This window comes from Nocardia bhagyanarayanae (assembly GCF_006716565.1).
In the GTDB taxonomy this organism is placed as follows: Bacteria; Actinomycetota; Actinomycetes; order Mycobacteriales; family Mycobacteriaceae; genus Nocardia; species Nocardia bhagyanarayanae.
In genome coordinates this window covers 1,092,883-1,112,853 of record NZ_VFPG01000002.1, presented here as the reverse complement: position 1 = coordinate 1,112,853, position 19,971 = coordinate 1,092,883, and the positions used below count along the sequence as shown (strand labels likewise).

Annotated in this window: 16 protein-coding genes; 8 read left to right on the top strand and 8 right to left on the bottom strand. The window is 68.6% G+C overall.

What is annotated here, in order from left to right:
- Nucleotides 1-87 precede the first annotated feature (87 nt).
- A complete protein-coding gene (locus FB390_RS31810) occupies nt 88-1,326 on the bottom strand; it encodes an alpha/beta hydrolase family protein (protein ID WP_141812855.1) in 1,239 nt (412 codons plus the stop codon).
- A gap of 310 nt (nt 1,327-1,636) precedes the next feature.
- Between FB390_RS31810 and FB390_RS33830 the strand changes: the two genes are divergently transcribed.
- Entirely contained in the window at nt 1,637-1,798 is a 162-nt protein-coding gene (locus tag FB390_RS33830; RefSeq protein ID WP_179831081.1) for a hypothetical protein, read from the top strand.
- A 49-nt stretch (nt 1,799-1,847) separates the two neighbouring features.
- Here FB390_RS33830 and FB390_RS31805 read toward each other — a convergent pair whose 3' ends face one another.
- Nucleotides 1,848-2,546 carry a hypothetical protein gene (locus FB390_RS31805; protein WP_141812854.1) on the bottom strand — a complete coding sequence of 233 codons (699 nt, stop codon included), beginning with the start codon at nt 2,544-2,546 and terminating at the stop codon, nt 1,848-1,850.
- A 466-nt stretch (nt 2,547-3,012) separates the two neighbouring features.
- Between FB390_RS31805 and FB390_RS31800 the strand changes: the two genes are divergently transcribed.
- Complete coding sequence (locus FB390_RS31800) at nt 3,013-3,867, top strand: aminoglycoside 6-adenylyltransferase (protein WP_141812853.1); 855 nt, start codon at nt 3,013-3,015, stop codon at nt 3,865-3,867.
- 24 nt (nt 3,868-3,891) lie between these two features.
- Here the strand turns inward: FB390_RS31800 and FB390_RS31795 are convergent, their stop codons facing one another.
- The gene (locus FB390_RS31795; protein ID WP_141812852.1) at nt 3,892-4,905 is read right to left on the bottom strand and encodes a polysaccharide deacetylase family protein; all 1,014 of its coding nucleotides are present in this window, start codon (nt 4,903-4,905) and stop codon (nt 3,892-3,894) included.
- A 113-nt stretch (nt 4,906-5,018) separates the two neighbouring features.
- Between FB390_RS31795 and FB390_RS31790 the strand changes: the two genes are divergently transcribed.
- The 5 genes from FB390_RS31790 (at nt 5,019) to FB390_RS31770 (ending at nt 11,122) form a co-directional block, all read left to right on the top strand.
- A complete protein-coding gene (locus FB390_RS31790) occupies nt 5,019-6,599 on the top strand; it encodes a putative glycoside hydrolase (RefSeq protein ID WP_246124503.1) in 1,581 nt (526 codons plus the stop codon).
- Nucleotides 6,600-6,969: 370 nt separating this feature from the next.
- Nucleotides 6,970-8,052, top strand: coding sequence for an ABC transporter substrate-binding protein (locus tag FB390_RS31785; protein WP_141812851.1), 1,083 nt, complete (start codon nt 6,970-6,972; stop codon nt 8,050-8,052).
- Nucleotides 8,049-8,894 carry an ABC transporter ATP-binding protein gene (locus FB390_RS31780; RefSeq protein ID WP_141812850.1) on the top strand — a complete coding sequence of 282 codons (846 nt, stop codon included), beginning with the start codon at nt 8,049-8,051 and terminating at the stop codon, nt 8,892-8,894. Before FB390_RS31785 ends, FB390_RS31780 begins: the two co-directional genes overlap by 4 nt.
- Nucleotides 8,887-9,756 (top strand): ABC transporter permease, encoded by an 870-nt coding sequence (locus FB390_RS31775; protein WP_141812849.1) that lies wholly within the window; start codon nt 8,887-8,889, stop codon nt 9,754-9,756. The genes FB390_RS31780 and FB390_RS31775 overlap by 8 nt, the downstream gene beginning before the upstream one ends.
- A 25-nt stretch (nt 9,757-9,781) precedes the next feature.
- Entirely contained in the window at nt 9,782-11,122 is a 1,341-nt protein-coding gene (locus tag FB390_RS31770; protein ID WP_141812848.1) for an LLM class flavin-dependent oxidoreductase, read from the top strand.
- Between the two features lie 909 nt (nt 11,123-12,031).
- Here FB390_RS31770 and car read toward each other — a convergent pair.
- The 4 genes from car to FB390_RS31750 form a co-directional block, all read right to left on the bottom strand.
- A complete protein-coding gene (gene car / locus FB390_RS31765) occupies nt 12,032-15,520 on the bottom strand; it encodes a carboxylic acid reductase (protein ID WP_141812847.1) in 3,489 nt (1,162 codons plus the stop codon).
- A gap of 111 nt (nt 15,521-15,631) precedes the next feature.
- Complete coding sequence (locus FB390_RS31760; protein ID WP_141812846.1) at nt 15,632-16,390, bottom strand: acyl-[acyl-carrier-protein] thioesterase; 759 nt, start codon at nt 16,388-16,390, stop codon at nt 15,632-15,634.
- Between the two features lie 49 nt (nt 16,391-16,439).
- The gene (locus tag FB390_RS31755) at nt 16,440-16,985 is read right to left on the bottom strand and encodes a carboxymuconolactone decarboxylase family protein (protein ID WP_141812845.1); all 546 of its coding nucleotides are present in this window, start codon (nt 16,983-16,985) and stop codon (nt 16,440-16,442) included.
- Nucleotides 16,986-17,063: 78 nt separating this feature from the next.
- Nucleotides 17,064-17,414 (bottom strand): DUF3703 domain-containing protein, encoded by a 351-nt coding sequence (locus FB390_RS31750; protein ID WP_141813220.1) that lies wholly within the window; start codon nt 17,412-17,414, stop codon nt 17,064-17,066.
- Nucleotides 17,415-17,542: 128 nt separating this feature from the next.
- On the opposite strand from FB390_RS31750, the gene FB390_RS31745 reads away from it, so the two are divergent.
- Nucleotides 17,543-18,424 carry a hypothetical protein gene (locus FB390_RS31745; protein ID WP_141812844.1) on the top strand — a complete coding sequence of 294 codons (882 nt, stop codon included), beginning with the start codon at nt 17,543-17,545 and terminating at the stop codon, nt 18,422-18,424.
- A 97-nt stretch (nt 18,425-18,521) separates the two neighbouring features.
- Here the strand turns inward: FB390_RS31745 and FB390_RS34000 are convergent, their stop codons facing one another.
- The gene (locus tag FB390_RS34000; RefSeq protein WP_221639441.1) at nt 18,522-19,643 is read right to left on the bottom strand and encodes a helix-turn-helix transcriptional regulator; all 1,122 of its coding nucleotides are present in this window, start codon (nt 19,641-19,643) and stop codon (nt 18,522-18,524) included.
- Nucleotides 19,644-19,971 lie beyond the last annotated feature (328 nt).

Below are 19,971 nucleotides of genomic sequence, written 5' to 3'. Positions count from 1 at the left end.
ATATACCGACGGTCGACACCGGCGCCACCCGCCCGCGTTTCGCCAGCGGCGTTGCCCGGCAAGAGGTTTCGTCGATCGCGCGAGACGTCACGGAGCGGGGGCCAGCTCGCCGAACCAGGCGAGTGTCGGCGGCAGCGCCAAGCGCACGGTCGCCGAGTGGTCGACGGGCCCGAGATCTACGACGCTCGCCCGGTCGCCGAGGTCCGCACGGCACAGCTCGGCGTTGGCGGCGGGCACGGCGCGGTCGGCCGAGGAGACGTAGAGCCGCACCGGCGCGGGGGGTGTCCAGTCGCAGACGCCGTCGCTGTCGGTCATGGCGCGCAGCGCAGCGCCGGTCGGGTCGAGCGCGAGTTCCTGGAACCGCGGCGTCAGCAGTTCGCGCGGAGTGGCGGGTAGTCCGGTGGAGACGGCGAGGATGTCGTGCCGACCGTCGAAGAGCTGCTCGACCCGCTCGGCGTAGGGCGATTGGAACGCCTCGCTCGGATCGTCGTAGAGGTGGTAGATCCGGTTCATCGCGGTGAGCCAGTAGGCGATGTAGAGCACCGCGGCGCGCGGGGTGATCCGGCCGTCGAACGCGGCGGGCTTCTGCACCTCTCGGAGGGCGTAGGGACCGCTCACCGCCGCGACACCGGCCAGGGTGAACCCGAGGCCGGGCTCGGCGGCCACCCGCTGGGCCAAGGCCATCGCGGCTTGGCCACCCTGGGAGAACCCGGTGACGAGCAGCGTGCCGTCGAGTTCGCGCCCCTCCCGCTCGGCCACCACGCGGGCGGCCCGCAGCAGATCCGCCGAGGCGCTCGCCTCGGTCGGCGCGTGCGCGTACGGGTGCGGGCCCGGTCCCTCGCCGAGACCGAGGTAGTCCGGGGCCACCGCGGCGTAGCCCGCGGCCGCGAACAGGACGGTCCTGGCCCGGTCGGTCTCGGCGTCGGCCGACGGCGCCTCGTCCTTGCGCACGATCGTGCCGTGCGCGTAGCTGACGACCGGGAGCCTGCGCGCCTCGCCACGGGGCAGGACGACGAGGCCGCTGGCGGTGGTGTCGGCGCCGTCGGGGGCCAAGGTGCGGTAGACGACCCGGTAGGCGTCGACGCCGTTGCGAACCGGGGTCTGGATCGCCCACTCGTTCAGGTACGCGGCGGTCTGCTCCGTCGTCGCGCCGAGCACCTGCGTCACCGAGACGACCTCGCCGGGCGCGGCCGCCACGCCGCCGCGCTGGGCACCGCACCCGGCGAGCCCGAGCAGCAGCGCCAACGCCGCCGCGAGCGCCGCCGAGGACCTGATCGCGCGCCTCGGCGGACTGCCCGCGCACCGGAAATTCTCCTCCGTCGCCATCAACCCACACTCCCACCGCAAGCCGATATCACGCCACCTACCGGCCGGAATCGGGCGCCGCACCTGTCTCAGCGTTCGCAAACCGGGCTGAGTACGGGGACCCCGTCCGAAAAGTTTCGGCCCGCCAACGCTGACATCAGCTAAAATTGTCGATACCTGGAATACGAAGTGGGTCGGCGTCCTGTTCGCGTCATCTCGTTGGGGGCAGGAAGTCTTTGGGTTCGCCCGTCGGTCCGGTGCAACGTCGCACGCCGCGGTGTATCACGACACGACCATGTCGGCGCCCAGCCCACCTGCCGAGGAGGCAAGCATGGTCGACAACGCCGCAACCGAGCAGTCCGAACCCGATCCCGCCATCGTCATCTGGCCCGAACCGAGCCGACTCGAGCCGTGGTGGCAACGTGTCATGTTCGGCTCGAGCGCCCGGCCGGCCACTCCGCGTGAGACCCGTTACGGGACCACGAAGCAGTAGCCCTTCGAGCACTCCCCGCCTCGCGCCGGAGCCGAACCGCTTCGGCTCCTCATGCGTCGAGGAGCGGTTGTTCGCGCTGTCCCTCATCCAGCTCGGCAACGGTCCAGCTCGCCGGAGCGGGGCCGAATGCGTTGCGCGCGTTGGAGATCACCGTCTTCGCCAGCACCCGATTGCCGGTCGCGCCGATGATCGCGCCGATGCCCGCCGGAATCACCCTGCCGAAGGCGAGCACGCTGCGTTTGGCGATGGTCCGAACGACGATCTGCTTGACCGGTCCCTCGCCGAGGCTCGACACCACGGGGATACGGTTCGCGAGTTCCGACGCCCAGTTCTTGGCCGAGTTCGCGGTGTTCTTGCCGACGAACTGGACGCCACCGGGTCCGAACACGATCCCGGACACCAGCGCGGTCTCGCGGGCGACCTCCTCGGGCTCGACGCCGTGGATCGCCGCGGCCATGAGCGCGTAGAGCACCGACGCCTCGACGAAGAAGACGGTCTCCACGCCCATCGCCGCCAAGCCGGTGATCACGCCGATACCTGGCACCGCGGCGCAGACACCGACCGTGACGCCGCTCGCGGTGACCGCGGTCAGGTAGTGCCGCTGCACGCGTTCGAGAACCTGTTCGGGCGTTTCGTCCGGATGCGCGGCGCGTAGCCAGTCGCCGTAGCGTTCGACCAACGGCGTCTGCAAGCGAGCACCCTTGTCGATCGCCGACAGCACGACCTTGTCCACGCGTTCCCGGATCATCGACCACGACCTTTCCTGCGTCCCGCCCGCGGGGCGGGGTCACGAAACACTCGACCACTGAGGGATACACCGAATCCGCAGTAATACACGGCGAAGTGTGCCTTGTCATAGCCGATCGGTCCATCTCTTACCCGCCGTGGCGTCCGGCGCGTCGGCCGTGGCGCGACCGTGACCGCTCCGCAGGCAGCGCGCAACACCTTGTGACATCCGGTGAATTAGGGCTCGCATCACTCACTGTCTGCGGAGTTTCGGTAACGACACGGCGTCATTCGCCCGAAACGGGCTGGCATAGCAAATCATTGGCTTACGCTGGAATCACCTCGGTAGCCCCGAGGTTGCAGGGTGGGTCGCGGCGCCCCCGAAACGCACCCACCATCGCCGAGCAGGTCAGCTGGGACTCGGGTCCCGGCTTCAGCCCGAATCCCATCTGGCCCGCCGGAATTCCGCTCCTTGGTACGGTCGTCCCATGGAGGATGCCGAGGAACTCCTCGCCGCCGTCGCCGCTTGGGCGCGACAGGACGACCGGATCACCGCGCTCGTGCAGACCGGCTCGCGCGGTCGCGGCGACCGGATCGATCGGTACTCCGACCTCGACTTGGAGGTCATCACTCCGCATTGGCGCGAACTCTTCGCCGACCAGAGCTGGCTGGACCGTTTCGGCGCCGTTCTGCTCAACGTGTCCTTCGAAGACGAGGACGAAGATCGCCCATGGCCCGCTCCCCTGCTCGTCGTGTTCACGGGCGGTCGCAAGATCGATTTCACGATCGCGGGCGAGGAACGCCTCACCGACATGATCGAGCACGGGCTCGACGAGCTGTACCAGCGTGGGTTCCGCGTGCACTGGGACCGCACCGGTCTCGCCGCGAGACTACCCGCGCCAACGGGCGAGACCCCGAAGCCGGTCGGGCCCGATCTCGCCGAATTCACCACGGTCACCGAGGAATTCCTCTTCGAGGCCACCCAGGTGCCGATCTACCTGAACCGCGGCGAGCTGTGGGTGGCGAAGTTCCGTGACAACACCATGAAGGAGTGCCTGCTCCAGATGCTGGAGTGGTACGGTGCGACGGATCCCGACCGCCCGCGCTACACCTGGTACATCGGCCACCACATGGACGAGTGGCTGCCCGCCGACCACTGGCGGCGGGTCCACGAGACCTTCGGCCGCTTCGACGCCGCCGACGCCTGGCGCGCGCTGGACGCCACGGTCGACCTGTTCACCGACGTCGCCGCGGAAGTCGCCGCGCGCCTCGGCTTTCCGTGGCGCGACGAACTGGTCGACGGTGTGCGACGGCTGCTCGCCGAGTACCGGGCGCACCGCTGAGCGGTAGCCGGGCCCGTCCGGCGCTCAGTAGGGTTGCGCCCGATCCGCCCACGCCGCACCGAGTTCCGGCGCGAGGCTCCGCGGGAAGGAGACGCGGCTCGGGTCGCCGTCGGAGGTGTAGCGCAGGCCGGGGTCTCGGGCGAGCCGATCCAGCCAGTGCGCCGAATCGAACGGAACCGCACCGCGTCCGGATCTGATCCGTGGAATCCCGGCCGGGTCGACCTGGCCGTGCGGCGAGGGCGCGGGTTCGGCACCGACCAGCATGACGGCCTCGAAGGTGTAAGGCGTGCCGTCCCATTCGCCCGCGGCGGCGAGCCGCCGGTCGGCGGGAAAAATGCCGAGCGGCAAGGCCATGGTGCGCACCCGGGCGCCCGGCGCGGCCGCGGCGACGGCGCGCAGGTTCTGCACCATTTCTCGCTGCACCCCTGCGGCGTCCAATCCGGAGAGGTTGGCGTGGGAGGCGGTGTGCGCGCCGAGGTCGTATCCGTGCTCGGTGAGCCAGGCCAGTGCGCGAGGGTCGTCGCCGAAGGGTTCGTTGTTCACGTAGAAGGTCGCGGTCGGCCGGAAATCCGCGTGCGCGGCGCCGAATTCCTCGAGAACGCCCACCGCGCTGTCGGGCGCGGGGCGGCCGTCGCCGGTCAGCGTGAGCTGGCTGACGGTCGAATCGTCGAAGGTGAGCACCACGGGGTGGGTGCCCGCGGGAATGTCGATGGCGCCCGAGATATAGGCCGCCGCCGTGACCGGGCGGTAGCCCTCGCGGTACAGCCGCTCGAGTTCCGCGCGGAATTCCTCGGGCGTCTGGTCGTATTCGCCCGCGGGGTCGGGCGTCACCTGGTGGTACATCAGCACCGGGACGAGCCCCAGTTCGTTCGCGCCGACCGCCGCCGGGTCCACCCGCACAGGCGCGGGCTCGGAGGAGGTAGTAGTCGGAACAGGCTCGGGCGTAGCGGATTCCGCTGTTGTCCCACAACCCAGCAGCAGTGCCGAAGCCAGTGCCGACAGTGCCCATCGATACGCGAAGGCGCCAGTGCTCGCCATCGGATCACCGTACGCGGGCCCGTATCGAATCGCCGACATATGGGCGAAATGCCCGACATCGGGAGCACCGCCGTGGATAGTAGGGGAACCTGAGGTGAAAGTTGGTGTGCGCGTTGCTCAAACGTGTTCCGGAAAGCCGCGCTCGGCGGCTCGCGGCGATCGCGGTGGCCGTTGTCGGGTCGATTCTCGCCGTCGCGGTCCTGGTCACGGCTTTTCGGCCCGAGGGAGAGCGGCTCGCGGTCACGGGGCTGCCCGCCGGTGTGGTCGGCGCCGCCGCCGCGCCGGAGCTGGCGTTGCGCGTCGACGCGGCGGGCCACGACCCGAACGCCGTCCGTCTGGAACTGGACGGCTCGCCGGTGGCGGGTGTGGTCGAGGGCGACGACGTCGTCTACCGACCGGGTGTACTGCCCGACGGCACGTACGAATTCACCGCCGAGATCCCCTCGGACGGCCCACTCGGCTTCCTGCGCTCCGATCCCCGCGCCACCGTGCCCGTCACGGTGGATACGACACCGCCGACGGTCCAGCTGGACCCGCTCCCGCCGGTGCGCTCCTACCGTGAGCCGGTCACGCTGCGCGGCAAGGCGATCGGCGCGCGGCTGGTCTCGGTCGGATCCGTGTCGGTGCAGGTCGCCGAGGACGGCGGCTTCGAGATCACCCTGCCGCGCGCGCCGAAGGGCGTCGAGCTCGTCGCGGTCGACGCGGCAGGCAACGCGAGCCGGACGCCCCTCACGACGACCGTCGAGCTGCCCAAGATCAGGGCGGTGCACGTCACCGCGCACGCGTGGTCGCACGAAGGGCTGCGCGAGGGTGTGCTCGACCTGGCCCGCTCCGGCCGCATCGACACCGTCCAGCTCGACATCAAGGACGAGGACGGCGTCGTCGGCTACGACTCCCAGATGCCGCTGGCGCGCGAATCCGGCGCTGCCACCGCGATATACGACGCGCGCGCCGCGCTGACCCAGCTGCACGACATGGGTCTGCGGGTGATCGGCCGGATCGTGGCGTTCCGCGACCCGACGCTGGCCGAATGGGCCTGGCACGCGGGACGCACCGACTGGGTCGTGCAGAACCCCGGCGGCCAGCCGTATTCCAGCCACTACGGCGCGATCGCTTTCACCAACTTCGCGCACCCGGAAGTGCGCAAGTACAACATCGACCTCGCCGTCGAAGCGGCCGCGCTCGGCTTCGACGAGATCATGTACGACTACATCCGCCGTCCGGACGGCAGCCTGTCGAGCATGGCGTTCCCCGGCGCGACGGTGGACCCGATCGTCTCGATCGCGGAATTCCTGCGCGAGAGCCAGAACCCGGTGCACGACGCGGGAGCCTTCCTGAGCGCGGCGGTGTTCGGCATCGCCGTCACCCGTCCCGACCAGATCGCACAGGACATCCCGATGATGGCCGCGCACCTGGACTACGTGGCGCCGATGGTCTACCCCTCGCACTGGAACTCCGGCGAGTACGGCGTCGCGAACCCGAACGCACAGCCCTACGACATCGTGCTGCGCTCGCTGCAGGACTTCCGGAGGGTCACCGAGGGCACCGGCGCGAAGGTGGTGCCGTGGTTGCAGGACTTCAGCCTCGGTGTCACCTACGGCCACGCCGAGGTGCAGGCCCAGATCGACGCGACAGCCGCAGCGGGGATCGACAGCTTCGTGCTGTGGAGTCCCGTCGTGCGGTACCACTTATGAGGTACGCCCAGACGGCGCTGCCGGACGCAGTCCGTCCATAGCCGCGCATGGCCGGAGCGAATGCGGAGGTACGCCCACAGTATTACGCGCCCTGCGCGGAACCATTGTCGCGACGAGCCCGCCCGGCGATAGTGCTTGCACGTTCGATTCGCCGCCACGCACGGGAGGTCCGCATGGGTGAGGCAGGTCTGCCGTTGATCCGCCGTCGCACGGTGGATTTGATGCGCGTCCCGCATGGAGTCTGTCGCCGCTGAGCGGTGGCGCCATGCCGCGACACCAACCTCGATCAGGTAGCCCCTCCCCCCGCTCACCTGCCGTATCGGCATGCCCGTTTCCGGGCGGTGGGCGCATTCAGCGAAAGAACCGAAAGATGTTGTCCCTGAATCGACGACCGCGGGTGATCCGCGCGCTCGCCGCTGCCTTCGCGATCCCGACCGCCGTGGCGGTCCTGGCCGGGTGCGGCTCCTCCGAACCCGCCACCACCGCCGACGGCAAGACCGTCCTCCGCTACCAGGGGCAGACCGGCCAGGTCACGGCCTTCGAATTGGCCGCCGATCTCGGCTACTTCTCGGAGATCGAGCTGCGCTGGGAAGGCGACACCACCAGCGGGCCCGCCAATATCCAGGCCGCGGCCACCAAACAGATCGAATTCGGCAGCGCGTTCAACGGCGCCGTCGTGAAGCTGGTGTCCGGCGGCGCCCAGGTCACCTCCGTGCTGAGTTCCTATGGCGCCGACGAGTTCTCGTACACAGGCTACTTCGTCCGCGACGATTCCGGAATCGCCTCCCCGAGGGACCTGATCGGCAAGAAGGTCGGGATCAACACCCTCGGCGCGCACCACGAGTTCGTCACCCGTGAGTGGCTGCACCGGCAGGGCCTGAGCGAGCAGGAGATCAAGCAGGTCGAGCTCGTGGTCGTGCCGCCGGTGAACACCGAGGAGGCGCTGCGCAACCGGCAGATCGATGTGGCCGCGCTCGGCGGGGTGTTCCGCGAGACCGCGGTCGAACGCGGCGGCATCCACCCGCTGTTCACCGACAAGGCGATCTTCGGCGAGTTCGACTACGGCACCTACGTCTTCCGCAACGACTACATCCAGCAGCATCCGGCAGCGGTGCGCGATTTCGTCCAGGGCACGGCACGCGCCACCCGCTGGCTCCAGGTGACGCCGCGCGACGAGGTGCTCGCCCGCTTCGAGTCCATCATCAACAAGCGCGGTCGCAACGAGAACACCCAGTTGCTGAAGTACTGGCGCAGTCCGGGCATTCCGGTGCCCGGTGCGGTGATCGCGGAGAAGGAACTGCAGATCTGGATCGACTGGCTGGTCCGCAACGGCGACCTGCCCGAGGGCAAGCTCTCGGCGAAGGATCTGTTCACCAACAAGGACAACCCCTACGCCAACGGTACATACGGACCGACCACCGGCCCGACCGGAGAGGTGGTGGCGGCGAAATGACAAGCACCGCAGTGAAATTGCGCCTCGAAGGAGTGCGCAAGCAGTTCGCGGTCCGCGGCTCGCAGGAACAGTTCACCGCGATCGAGGACATCTCGCTCGATCTGCACGAAGGCGAGTTTCTCGTCCTGGTCGGTCCGAGCGGCTCGGGCAAGTCGACGCTGCTGGATCTGCTCGGCGGGCTGAGCAAACCGACCGAGGGCCGGCTTCTGCTGGATGGCAAGCCGATCACCAAACCCGGTTTGGATCGCGGCATCGTGTTCCAGCAGTACGCGCTGCTGCCCTGGCGCACCGCGCGGGCGAACATCGAGTTCGGGCTGGAGGCCAAGGGCCTGCGCAAGCCGCAGCGCCGGGAGTTGGCCGATCACTACCTGGAATTGGTCGGGTTGGCGGGCTTCGGCGACCGCTATCCGCACGAGTTGTCCGGCGGCATGAAACAGCGCGTCGCCATCGCCCGCAGCCTCGCCTTCGACCCCGAGGTGCTGCTGATGGACGAGCCGTTCGCCGCGCTGGACGCCCAGACCCGAGAGTCGTTGCAGGACGAGCTGCTACGCATCTGGAAGGCGACCGGCAAGACCATCCTGTTCATCACGCACGGCATCGACGAGGCGGTCTACCTCGGCCAGCGAGTCGCGGTGCTGACCTCGCGGCCGGGGCGAGTCAAGTCGATTCTCGAGATCGATATCGACCGCGCGTCCGGCGCGGACATCCGTTCCGGCGAGCGTTTCCGCGAATACCGGCACGCGATCTGGGAACAGTTGCAGACCGAGGTGAGTCGCGCGCAGGGACTCGAACGCGCGGAGCTCGGCTCCGCGGGCAACGACAGGAGGCACGCCCATGTCTAGCGCAGTGCAGGTGCTGGAAAAATCCACCGCGCCAGCGAAATTCAAGGCGGCCACCCGGGTGCCTGCGGCCAAGGGGCAGGCATCCCGGCTGCTCGCCGCGGCGCTTCGGCTCACCTGGCGGGTGGCGAAACCTACGGTGGTCATCGCGCTGTTCCTGGCGCTGTGGGAGACCGCGCCGCGGCTCGGCTTGGTCGACGAGGTGTTCCTGCCGCGCTTCTCGGTGGTGGTGCAGGCGTTCGCCGAGCTGGTGGCGAGCGGCGAGATGTGGGAGCACGTCTCCACCAGCCTGACCCGCTCGCTCAGCGGTTTCACCCTCGCGCTGCTGATCGCCATCCCGGTCGGCATCGGCATCGCCTGGTACAAGCCGGTGGCCGATTTTCTGAACCCGATCCTGGAACTGTTCCGCAACACCGCGGCGCTGGCGCTGCTTCCGGTGTTCGTCTTGATCCTCGGCATCGGGGAGACCTCGAAGGTCGCGCTGGTGCTCTACGCGAGCTTCTTCCCGATCTTGCTGAACACCATAACCGGCGTGCGCACGGTGGATCCGCTGTTGATCAAATCGGCGGTCTCCCTCGGCTTCGGACCGCTGCGGCTGTTCCAGAAGGTGGTGCTGCCTGCCGCGGTCCCGTCGATCTTCACCGGTGTCCGGATGGCGGCGGCGTCGTCCATCCTGGTGCTCATCGCCGCCGAAATGGTCGGCGCGCGAGCTGGTCTCGGCTATCTGATCACCGCCGCGCAGCAGAACTTCCAGATTCCGAACATGTACGCGGGCATCCTCGCCATTTCGATCGTCGGCCTGGCCTTCAACGGGATCCTCGTCGCCCTCGAACGCCGCTTCTCCCGCTGGCGCAACCACTCCTGACTCTCCTGAAAGAACGCAGAAACTGATGTCCCGTAGAACTTTTCACCTCAATGCCTTTCTGATGGGTGTCGGCCACCACGAGGCCGCCTGGCGACACCCGCGCACCGAGGCGCGCCGCGTGCTCGACGTCGCGCACTTCCAGGAACTCGGGCGAATCGCCGAGCGCGGCAAGCTCGATTCGGTCTTCTTCGCCGACGGGCTCGCGGTCGGCCCGCAGATCAAGCGCAACACGCTGGCCGTCTTCGAGCCGGTGACGCTGCTCTCGGCGATCGCGACGGCGACCGAGCGGATCGGGCTGATCGCGACCGCGTCGACCACCTACAACGAGCCGTTCAACCTGGCACGGATCTTCGCCTCGCTGGATCACCTCAGCGGCGGCCGCGCGGGCTGGAACATCGTCACCTCCGGCAACGAGCAGGAGGCGTTCAACTTCGGCTACGACGCCATCCCGGAGCACGCGCGCCGCTACGAACGCGCGCAGGAGTTCGTCGACGTCGCCATCCAGCTGTGGGACAGCTGGGAGTCGGACGCGATCGTGCTGGACGAGCAGACCGGTGTGTTCGCCGATCCGGACCGGGTGCACACCATCGACTACGCGGGCGAGCGATTCCGCGTCCGCGGCCCGCTCAATTCGCCGCGCAGCCCGCAGGGGCGTCCGCTACTGGTGCAGGCCGGTTCCTCGGAGAGCGGCAAGGATTTCGCCGCGCGGCACGCCGAGGCGGTGTTCACCGCGCAGCGCACGCTCGAGGAGGGGCAGCGGTTCTACCGTGACCTGAAGTCGCGGCTGCCCAAGTACGGGCGCTCGGCCGACGAGCTGAAGGTGTTGCCCGGCCTGGTGCCGTTCATCGCCGACACCGCCGAGGAGGCGCGGGCGCTCGAGCAGGAGTTCACCGACCTCATCTCGCCCGACTACGCGCTGCGCCAGCTGTCCGGACTGCTCGGCGTCGACCTCACCGCGCACGCGCTGGACGCGCCGCTGCCCCCGCTGCCCGAGGAGAGCGAGATCGAAGGCGGCAAGAGCCGATTCACGCTCGTCAAGGAACTCGCCGAGCACGAGCAGCTGACGGTGCGCCAGCTCATCGGCAAGCTCGGCGGCGGGCGCGGGCACCGCACCTTCGCCGGAACCCCGGAGCAGATCGCCGACGAACTGCAGACCTGGTTCGAGAACGATGCCGCCGACGGCTTCAACATCATGCCCCCGTACCTGCCCGGCGGCCTCACCGACTTCGTCGACCGCGTGGTGCCGATCCTCCAGGAGCGCGGGCTGTTCCGCACCGAGTACACGGCCACCACGTTGCGCGGGCACTATGGGCTGGAACCGGTGGAAAGCCAGTTCGCGCAGGGGGTTACGCGGGCTACTGCCTGAGTGTTTCAGGTTGTCGGGCGCGGCTTGCGGCCAGCTGTCGGTTCACGGTAGTTGGGTGTCGGTTCCCGGTGTGTTCAGGTACTGGGGCTTGGCTTGGCGCCGGTAGGTCGCGGGTCAGGTTTCGGGCGAGGGTTGCGTGGGGTGACGGTTCCCGATGTTGTGGGTGCCCAAGAGGGTTTGCCTACTAGGGTTTCATCCCAATGTTGCAGGTGCCCAGAATGTTTGCCTACCCAGGTTTTCCTCTGAGCAGTGCTGGGCGCGTCGCCTGCCGTACCCGGCTTACCTCCCGCAGTTGGGTGCGCGGGGTTCGGCTTCCGGCGTGGTCGACCGGTTCTGGTTGCGTCTAGAGAGTGTGCAAACGGGAAAGAGCTCTCAGCCTGTCAAGGGCCCAACCACCATTTGACTACCGTCGATAGTGAAATGGTTTCGACGGTAGTCAAATGGTGGCTTTCGAAGATCAAATAGCAACCATTTGACTACCATCGATTTTCCCCGGCTCCCCAGCGCCCGCCCCGGGCGAGCCACCGCCGGATCCGGGCCCGCCACCGCCCGCCCTGTACGCGCTACCGCCACATAGGGCAGCCCCCGCCGACGCCGCGCCTGTGCGAAGAGTGCACGCGCTACGTACGCCGACCCCACACACCGCAGCTCACCCCGCCAACTCCTCTGGCTGCCCTCTCTAGACGCAACCAGAGCCAGATGACCACGCCGGAGCCGAGCCCACGCTCACCAACTGCGGGAGGTAAGCCGGGTACGGCACACGACGTGCCCAGCACCGTTCGAGGCATACCTGGGTAGGTCCGCCTAATTGAAAGGGTGGACCCGCGGAACAACGTTCACCAACGCACCCACGAAGATCCGCACCGAAACCGGAACAACCCGACGGAGACAGACCTGAAGCAGCCCCAACTAGAGCAACCGGTGCTGCCGAAGATCACTCACGTACTTCTCGATCAAAGCCGGCGACAGGTGCGGAATGTCCGGCGCACCAGGCAACCCGAGTGACCGGACCCCGGCGCGGAACTTCTCGGCGGGCAGCGCCGCACCGCACACCGGCCGCGCCGGACGCCGGAACGCGTGCAGCAACGGCAGCAGGGTGTCGGCGCGCTGGTTCTCGGGAAGCGCACGCAGGGCGGATTCGAAACGGCTGAACCAGTCGTCGTAGTCGGCGATGCGGTGGATCGCATGGCCCGCCTCGACCAGCCAGTCGACGAAGGTGTCCAGGGATATTCCGTCGTCGTGCGGATTGAGCACGTCGTAGGTGCGGAAGCCGTCGGTGGCCGCGGCGCCGAGTGCGGTGATGGCCGCGGCGGTGAAATCCGCCGGCAGGCCGTCGTAGTGGGCGCGACGAGGCCGACCGTCGGCGTCGGTCTGGTAGAACGAGCGCGGCGCGATGCCCGTGGCGAGCAGGCTGAGCAGCAAGCGGGTGAACATGTCCGGGAGGTTGAGCTGACCGGTGTACCGGCTGTGCGCCAGGATCATGTCCGAGCGGAAGACCGCGACCGGAAGTCCGAAGCGGTCGTTGGCTTCACGCAGCAGCACTTCGCCCGCCCATTTGCTGGTGCCGTACCCGTTTGCGTAGCTCTCGTCGAGGACGCGCACCGGGCTCATCTCACGAATGTCGCCGTCCTCGGCGAACTTCGACGGATCGATCTGCGCGGCGACCGCCACCGTCGACAGGTAGGTGATCGGCTTGAGGCGCGCGGTGAGCGCCAGCCGGATCAGCTCGGCCGTGCCGACCACGTTGGGGCCGAACAGCTGCCGGTACGGCAGGACGTGATTGACCAGCGCCGCCGGGTGCACGATCAGATCGACCTCGGCGGCGAGCCGTCGCCAAGTCGGCGCCTCCACACCGAGATTCGGCTCACCGATATCGGCGGCGAAAACCTCGAGACTGCTGTCGGCGAGTTCGTGGAAGCGGCCGAGCAGGTCGGCGTCGCCGGTGTCGAAGGCCTCCTCGAGCCGTTTGCGCGCGGCGTACGCGTCGGCGCCACGCACCAGGCAGATCAGCTGTCCCCCAATCCTGTTGAGCCGTTCGAGCCATTCCAGGCAGAGGAATCGGCCGAGATAGCCGTTGGCGCCGGTGAGCAGCACCGTCCGAGGCGCACCGACGACCGGGGTCAGCTCCGTCGCGGCGGCCAGTGTCGCCGGATCGAGAAAGGCCTCCAGGGTCAGCTGCGCGGCGGTGACACGCATTCCGTCGCCGTGCACGGACGTGAAAGTCGGCCGCTGCGAGCGGGTTTGGCGTGCCGCATCGATGTAGTCGGCGAGTCTGCGCAGATCGTTGGCCGGGCTGGTGATTACGCCCACCGGTACCTCGACACCGAAGATGTCGCCCAGCAGATTCGAAAGGGACAGTGCCGATAGCGAGTCACCGCCGAGATCGGTGAAATGCGCGTCGGGACGGATGTCCGTGCCCGCGCAACCCAGCAGGGCGCGCGTCGCCCGTCCGACGATCTCCAGCACCGGCCGCGAGCCCGCCTCGTGGCGCAGTGCGAGGAGTTCCTCGTTCTGGGCGGCGGCGAGGTCGGCGTAAAGCTGCTCCAGACGCGCGCCGTAGCGCTGTTTCAGTTTGGGGCGCAAGAGCTTTCCGATACCGGAGAGCAGTCCGTTCGCCGCGCTGAACGGCTCGGTCTCGATCAGGAAGTCGCGCGGGATCTCGTAGGAGTTCAGCTCCGCGTCCTTGGCGACCTGTTGCAGCGATTCGCTCAGCGCCGCGGCCAGATCCGCACCTTCCCAACGGTTCAGCGCTTCGTCGGTGGGCACGATCACCGCGAGCAGATACGCGCGTTCGCTGCTGCCGTGCACGAAGATCTGCCGCACCAGCGGACTGCCCGCGAACACGGCTTCCAGCTTGGCGACCGTCACGAATTCGCCCTGGGACAGCTTCAGCACGTTGTTGCGGCGGTCGACGTAGACCAGGCGGTCCGGGCCGAGCTCGGCGACGATGTCGCCGGTGCGGTAGAAGCCGTCCGCATCGAAGATCTCGGCGTCCAGATCGGGGCGCTTGTAGTACCCGGAGATCATCGCGGTCGTCTTCAGCAGCAGCTCGCCGCGCGGGTGCGGCGAATCGGTCTGGAAATAGCCGAGTTCCGGCACGTCGACGAGCTTGTAGTCCAGCACGGGCGGCCTGCGCACCAAGGTGTCGATGACCAGTCCCCCGCCCGCCTCGGTGGAGCCGTATCCGTCGTGCAGATCGAGGTCGAGCACGGACTCCACGAAGGTCTTCATCTCGGCGGCGAGCGGCGCGCTGCCGCAGATCGCGGTCATGTAGCGGCCACCGAAGAAGTCCTGCCGCAGTTCGCGTTTCACCTCGTCCGCGAGCTCGGCGGACGCGACACCGCCCCCTGCCCTGCGGTCAAGTTCGCTTTGGTATCGCTGAAAAACCATGTCGCACACGCGCGGCACGAAGAACAATTCCGTCGGCTGCACCAGGGCGATGTCCTCGAACAGCGTCGACATGTCGCTCGCCGCGGCGAAATACGCCGTGCCGCCGCGGGCGAGCACGCCGTGCAGCGTCATCCGGCCCGCCACGTGGCTCATCGGCATGTAGTTGAGGTTGATCGCCGCGACCAGCGGCTGAGCCAGCCACATCGCCGTCACCAAGCTGCCGGTGTACATGGCGCCCTTCGGCGTTCCGGTGCTGCCGGAGGTGTAGATGAGCAAGCTCAGCGGATCGTCGTCGGGCTCGTGCAGGGGTGCGGGCGGGAGACCGCGGCCGCGGTCGACGACGTCGCCGAGGGTGTCGATCACGATCGGGACGGCGGCCAGTCGGCGGCGGGCGGCGGCCAGCGCATCGCGCTGGTCGTCGGCGCCGGGATGGTAGTCGAAGACGATCAAGCGATCCGGAACATGGCCGTCGAGCACACAGTCCACCGCGTGGTCGAGCAGATCCAGGCTGGTGGCCAGAACTCGCGGCGCGGTCTCGGCGAGGATGGGGCGCAACTGCGCGACGGGCGCACTGGCTTGCAGTGGCACCGCGACGGCGCCGACGTGGACGCAGGCCAAGTCCAGGATGGTGTACTCGGTGCTGGTGAACCCGAGGACGGCGACGAAATCGCCCGCGCGCAAAGCGATCTCGTCATGCCAGTCGGCGGCGACCGCGCCGACGCGCGCCCAAACCTCGCCGTAGGTGATGGTGTCGAAGGTCGGCAACAGACGCGTCGTCCGGCGGCCGGTCCGCGGCTCGGTGGTCAGCTCCACCGACCGCTGACCGAGCGCGGGCCGATCGGCATAGCCGGTCATGAGGGTTTCGACGATGCGCGGTAACCGCATGCCCGGCTGCCGGATCGCCGCGCTGATCTCCGCACTCGGTTTCGCGTCCCGGATCTGCCGGTGCTCGGCGTATAACCGCGCGATTCGCTCGGTCTGTCGCGCGGCCCGCGCTTCGTCCGCCATAGGTAAGCCTCCACGATGAGCCACTCACTCTCTCATCGACACGTTAGCTCACCTAAGGATCTCGGTCACGGGTTCCGCGGAGCCCGAGACCGCATCGTCACTCCCTTCGGCTCAGCGCGGGGTGACGCGGCCGACCGCACGAGCTTCGTCGCCGACGACGAGCCAGGCGTCCAGGGTGTTACCGGTACGGCGGCCGATCACCCGGACCTCGTCGCGCGACTCGAGCGGCTTGGCGTACTCGATGATCACCCGGTGCGCGGCCGAGAGCAGGTCGCTGTGCCTGGCCAACAGCTCCTCGAGCGCTCCCAGGTAGACGGCGTTGTTGACGTGATCGAGCATGTCGATGTCGGCCACCCGAAGCGGGAAGGGCAGTACCTCGACATCGGCCGCCGTCACGTCGGGGATCGGCTCGGTGAGAGCGGCCTGCCAGCGCAGGCGATGCTCGGTGGTACTGGCCAGCATCGGCGCCATGAACCGGTCGCTCATCCTGGTGGGCACGCCGCTCTCGATGCCGAAGTGGATCAGGAAGGCCTCGGTCTCGATCAGACCGCCCGCGCTTCCGAAGATCTGCACGCGCATGTTGCACCAGCGGTTCGACAGGGCCGAGCACCAGCGGTGCAGGGTGACCCGCTCGCCCCACACCACCGGCTTCAGCACGTCGATCACCGTGCGGCGCACCACCCAGCCCCGGTGCCCGTCGCCGTCCTCCACCGCGTCGAGGTGTTCGAAGCCGATGTCCTGCAGGTAGCGGGCGACGGCGTCGAGGCGAAGCCGCTGTTGTCTGTCGGTGTCGGCGAGACGAACCGGCCACCCCGTCTGAAAGGGGGTTCCGATGGGCGGACGTTCCGGCAGCGCGCTGGGAATGACCATGGTCGGATGATGCCAGGGATTCACCGGCTCGGCCCGTCCGGCACTCCGATCAACCCAGTCGCGACTCGGGAATCGCGCACGCCATGCCCTCGGCCATGCCGGTGGGCCGCACGCCGAGCGCCTGGTTGAGCCTGCCGCGCTGGTTCTCCCAGGCGATGGCGGCGGCCAGCTCGGCCAGCTGCGCCTTGGTGAGATGGGTCAGCAGTTGCTCGCGCAGCTCGTCCAGCTCGATCGCGGGCGTAGCGGTGATGGCCTCGGCGTAGGCGATGACCAGTTTCTCCAGCTCGGTGTAGGCGTCGCTGGTCCGATAGCGCGGCAGGTCGGTGATCTGCCGCTCGGTGAGCCCGCTGTTCTGCGCGATGGCCGAGCCGATGTCGAGACAGAACTCGCAGTTCACCAGGCCCGCGGCCTTCAGCTCGGCCAGATCTTTGAGCCGCGGGTCGAGGCGGTTGGTGAAGATCAGCATCGTCTCGTAGAACGCCGTGCTCGCCAGCAGCTGCGGCCTGCGCGCCAACCAGCCGACCAGATCCGTGCGATGGCGTCTCGCCCGTCGCATCGCCCGCGAATGGTTCCGAATACGCTCCAACGCTCGCATTGTCCGGCCTCCCCTGAGCTCGTGACGAGTTACTGCCGCCATCCTACGCCTCCAACGACAGGCTGTAGTAGATATTTGCTACGTGCGAGCGGTCTTGCCCGTCTCGAGGATCGCGGCGAGATCGGCCGGGATCGGCATGGGCTGGAAGATGCCGACGGTGGCGCGACCGGTGTTGCCGATCGGAACCCTGCCGAGCGACGAGGCGAGGCCCGCGCCCGACAGGCGGACCACCTGGCCCAGCGCCTCCTTCCTGTCACGGCACCGCAGCGCCAGGCGCAGCATGTGCCAATGCGAGCGCGTGTGCGGCCAAGGCCAGGGTTGGGACAGAATGTGCGCGCGCTCCAACGCGCGCCACATGTCGTCGAGATCTGTTGCGGCGCTGGCCGAACGCAGTTCGTCCTCGAAGGCGCTGCGGACGGTGGGCGGCATCGGAGCCACGGTTTCCTCCTGTGCTGGCGGGAATGTCTCGTCATCGAGCGTCACCGATCCGCCGGGCCGGAGTCTTGAACAAACCTGCTGCTTGACCCGCACACCGTGTCAGGCCGTTGGCTGGGCCCATGCATCCCTACATTGGCTCCGGTCCCTACTGCTACAGCAACTCCCTCGCCATGTTGCTCGGCGACCACGCACCGCCGGTCGGCGTGATCGAGACCCTGACCGGAGCGCCGTTCGGCGCGCAGATGGAAGGCGAGCAACCGTACTTCGATCCGGTCGGCTGGAACCCGGAGATCGGCCTCGAAGCGGCGATCGATCTGTTGGGATGGCGGTGCACGCGCACGAAGGGCGGGTCCGCCGGGGACGCTGTGGACCGGTTGCGCGTCGCACTCGACCACGGCCCGGTCCTGGTGGGTCCGCTCGATATGGGGTTGCTGAGCTACCGACCCGGATCCGGCGTGGTTGTCGGCGCGGACCACTACGTCGTTGCGCTCGCGATGGAGGCGGATGTCGTTGTGCTGCACGACCCCCAAGGCCATCCGTACGCGACACTGCCCACCGCCGATCTCGCGGCTGCGTGGCGTGCCGACGAGATCGCCTATGCCGACGCGCCTTTCATCATGCGGTCCGAATTCGTCCGCGCGCATACGGTTTCCGTCGACGAGGCACTCGAGGCCGCGATACCGCGAGCGGTCCGCTGGCTGACCGGCGCAGCGAACTCCACTGAGCGAATCGCCGAACTGGTCGACGCGGGACTCTCGCCCACTGCCCGAGACCTGTTGGCAGTCTTCGGCATACGTCTCGGTGCCCGCCGCCTGGCCGACGCCGCGACGAGCCTGTCCAGGGTGCGCCGACATCAGGCGGCGCACATCGCCGCCGAACAGTCCCGCATCATCGGCGGACTCCAGTACCCGCTGGTCACCGGAAACGACGCCGAACTCGCAACACAGTTCCGCCGCCTCGCCCCGGGCTACGAACACCTCCGATCAGCGCTGAGCGATTGATCCGCCCCGCTGCTTCTCCGCGTCCACACATCTGCCACACGACTCACAGAGGCTACGACTGGAGCCAGGTCCGCCATGAAGGATGCGGAGCCTGCCGTCAGTGGCGGGCGCCTCGCCAGTCGAGGTCACCGAACTCCGAAGGGGGAGCGCCGAACATGGCGCGGCAGACTCGGGTCAAGTGGGCGCTGTCGGCGAAGCCCGCGCCGTGCGCCACGTCGGTGAGCGAGTGTCCGGCGGCCAGCAGTTCCGCGGCGCGCTGCACCCGGAGCCAGCGCAGATAGGGGCGGAACGGCAGGCCGAGTTCGGCCGAGAAGACATGCGCCAGACGGCTTTCCGACAGATGGACGGCGCGGGCCAGGTCTGCCAACCGAACCGGGCCCGCGGCGATTCGCTCGGGCAGCAGGCGAAGCACCTCGGCGACCGCGGGATGGCGCACCGCCTCGCCCGCGCCGACGCGCAGCCACTCCGCCTCCGATCCCGACTCGAGCGCCGACCGCACCCAGCCGACGAAGGCGGCCGCTTCGTCGGTGAGCGGCACCGGCGGCGGTTCGCCGGCACCCGCAGCGCCGAGCGACGGCCCCCCTGCGCCAGGTCCACCAGCCAGCCGTTCACCAGCACCCGCATCGCCGGGCGAGAGTTCGGCCACGTGCCGCACGGCGCGCAACCCGCCGTCCCCGTCGAGCCGCGAAGCGCCATCAGCCAGTTCGTCGGATGGCGCGTCACCAGTCCGCCGGGGCGACGACTCACTGACACTTGGTTCGACGAGCGACCGTTCGACAGCGCCTGCTTCGGCGGGCAATGGTTCGTCCAAGCACTGTTCGGGCCGGAACCGGTCCGCGGCGGCGTCCAACCCCAATTCGGCTGCCGCGCAGGCCCAACCGCGCGCCGTCTCGCGCGGCCGCACCACCGCCGCCCACCGCGCACCCGGCGCCGACTCCGGGTCCAGGTGCACCACAGCCCCATGCGGCGCACAGCGAATCACCGCGTGGGCGACGTCCGGCGGGACGACGGCCGCACGGCAGACCACCTGCTCCCCCGCGGCGTCGGCGAGCACCATGTTCTCGTCGGCGACGATGACCTGCACCGAGTGATGCGCGTGCAGAGCGGCGGTGCCGATCCGGCCGACGATCACCAGTCGTCCAGGGCTCAGCGCGGCGATGCCCCGCCAGCGCCGCGCACCGCCGCCATCCGTCATCTCCCCGGAGTCACCCGCATCCACTCACAGACCGTATGGGACGTCGCGACCGGTTCGCTGGCATCCGCGAGAAGCTGCACGCCACCATCGTCACCTCCCAGCGCCACCAGCACCCGACTCACCGACTCACCGACCGTATGCGGCCGCCCGGGAGGCCGGTGCGGGAGCTGGCCGATCCGCCGACCTCCCCCTTTCGAGGTCAACGGCCCGAGCCCGCGCTGCTCCAGCAACACCACCACGGTGCGATCCGTTCGCACAGCATCCCCGCGAGGAGCGCGCACGCCGCGGCTACCTGTGTAGTCCGCGCCCCGGCGTGAAACACGACGCGGGCCCCGGTGGACGATGTCCTCCC

Bases quoted from the DNA above. Each gene is read 5' to 3' on its own strand.
- car (WP_141812847.1), bottom strand. From the start codon at position 15,520: ATGGCGGACGAAGCGCGGGCCGCGCGACAGACCGAGCGAATCGCGCGG.
- FB390_RS31780 (WP_141812850.1), top strand. From the start codon at position 8,049: ATGACAAGCACCGCAGTGAAATTGCGCCTCGAAGGAGTGCGCAAGCAG.
- FB390_RS31750 (WP_141813220.1), bottom strand. From the start codon at position 17,414: ATGCCGCCCACCGTCCGCAGCGCCTTCGAGGACGAACTGCGTTCGGCC.
- FB390_RS31795 (WP_141812852.1), bottom strand. From the start codon at position 4,905: ATGGCGAGCACTGGCGCCTTCGCGTATCGATGGGCACTGTCGGCACTG.
- FB390_RS31745 (WP_141812844.1), top strand. From the start codon at position 17,543: ATGCATCCCTACATTGGCTCCGGTCCCTACTGCTACAGCAACTCCCTC.
- FB390_RS31800 (WP_141812853.1), top strand. From the start codon at position 3,013: ATGGAGGATGCCGAGGAACTCCTCGCCGCCGTCGCCGCTTGGGCGCGA.
- FB390_RS31755 (WP_141812845.1), bottom strand. From the start codon at position 16,985: ATGCGAGCGTTGGAGCGTATTCGGAACCATTCGCGGGCGATGCGACGG.
- FB390_RS31760 (WP_141812846.1), bottom strand. From the start codon at position 16,390: ATGGTCATTCCCAGCGCGCTGCCGGAACGTCCGCCCATCGGAACCCCC.
- FB390_RS33830 (WP_179831081.1), top strand. From the start codon at position 1,637: ATGGTCGACAACGCCGCAACCGAGCAGTCCGAACCCGATCCCGCCATC.
- FB390_RS31775 (WP_141812849.1), top strand. From the start codon at position 8,887: ATGTCTAGCGCAGTGCAGGTGCTGGAAAAATCCACCGCGCCAGCGAAA.
- FB390_RS31805 (WP_141812854.1), bottom strand. From the start codon at position 2,546: ATGATCCGGGAACGCGTGGACAAGGTCGTGCTGTCGGCGATCGACAAG.
- FB390_RS31810 (WP_141812855.1), bottom strand. From the start codon at position 1,326: ATGGCGACGGAGGAGAATTTCCGGTGCGCGGGCAGTCCGCCGAGGCGC.
- FB390_RS31770 (WP_141812848.1), top strand. From the start codon at position 9,782: ATGTCCCGTAGAACTTTTCACCTCAATGCCTTTCTGATGGGTGTCGGC.
- FB390_RS31785 (WP_141812851.1), top strand. From the start codon at position 6,970: ATGTTGTCCCTGAATCGACGACCGCGGGTGATCCGCGCGCTCGCCGCT.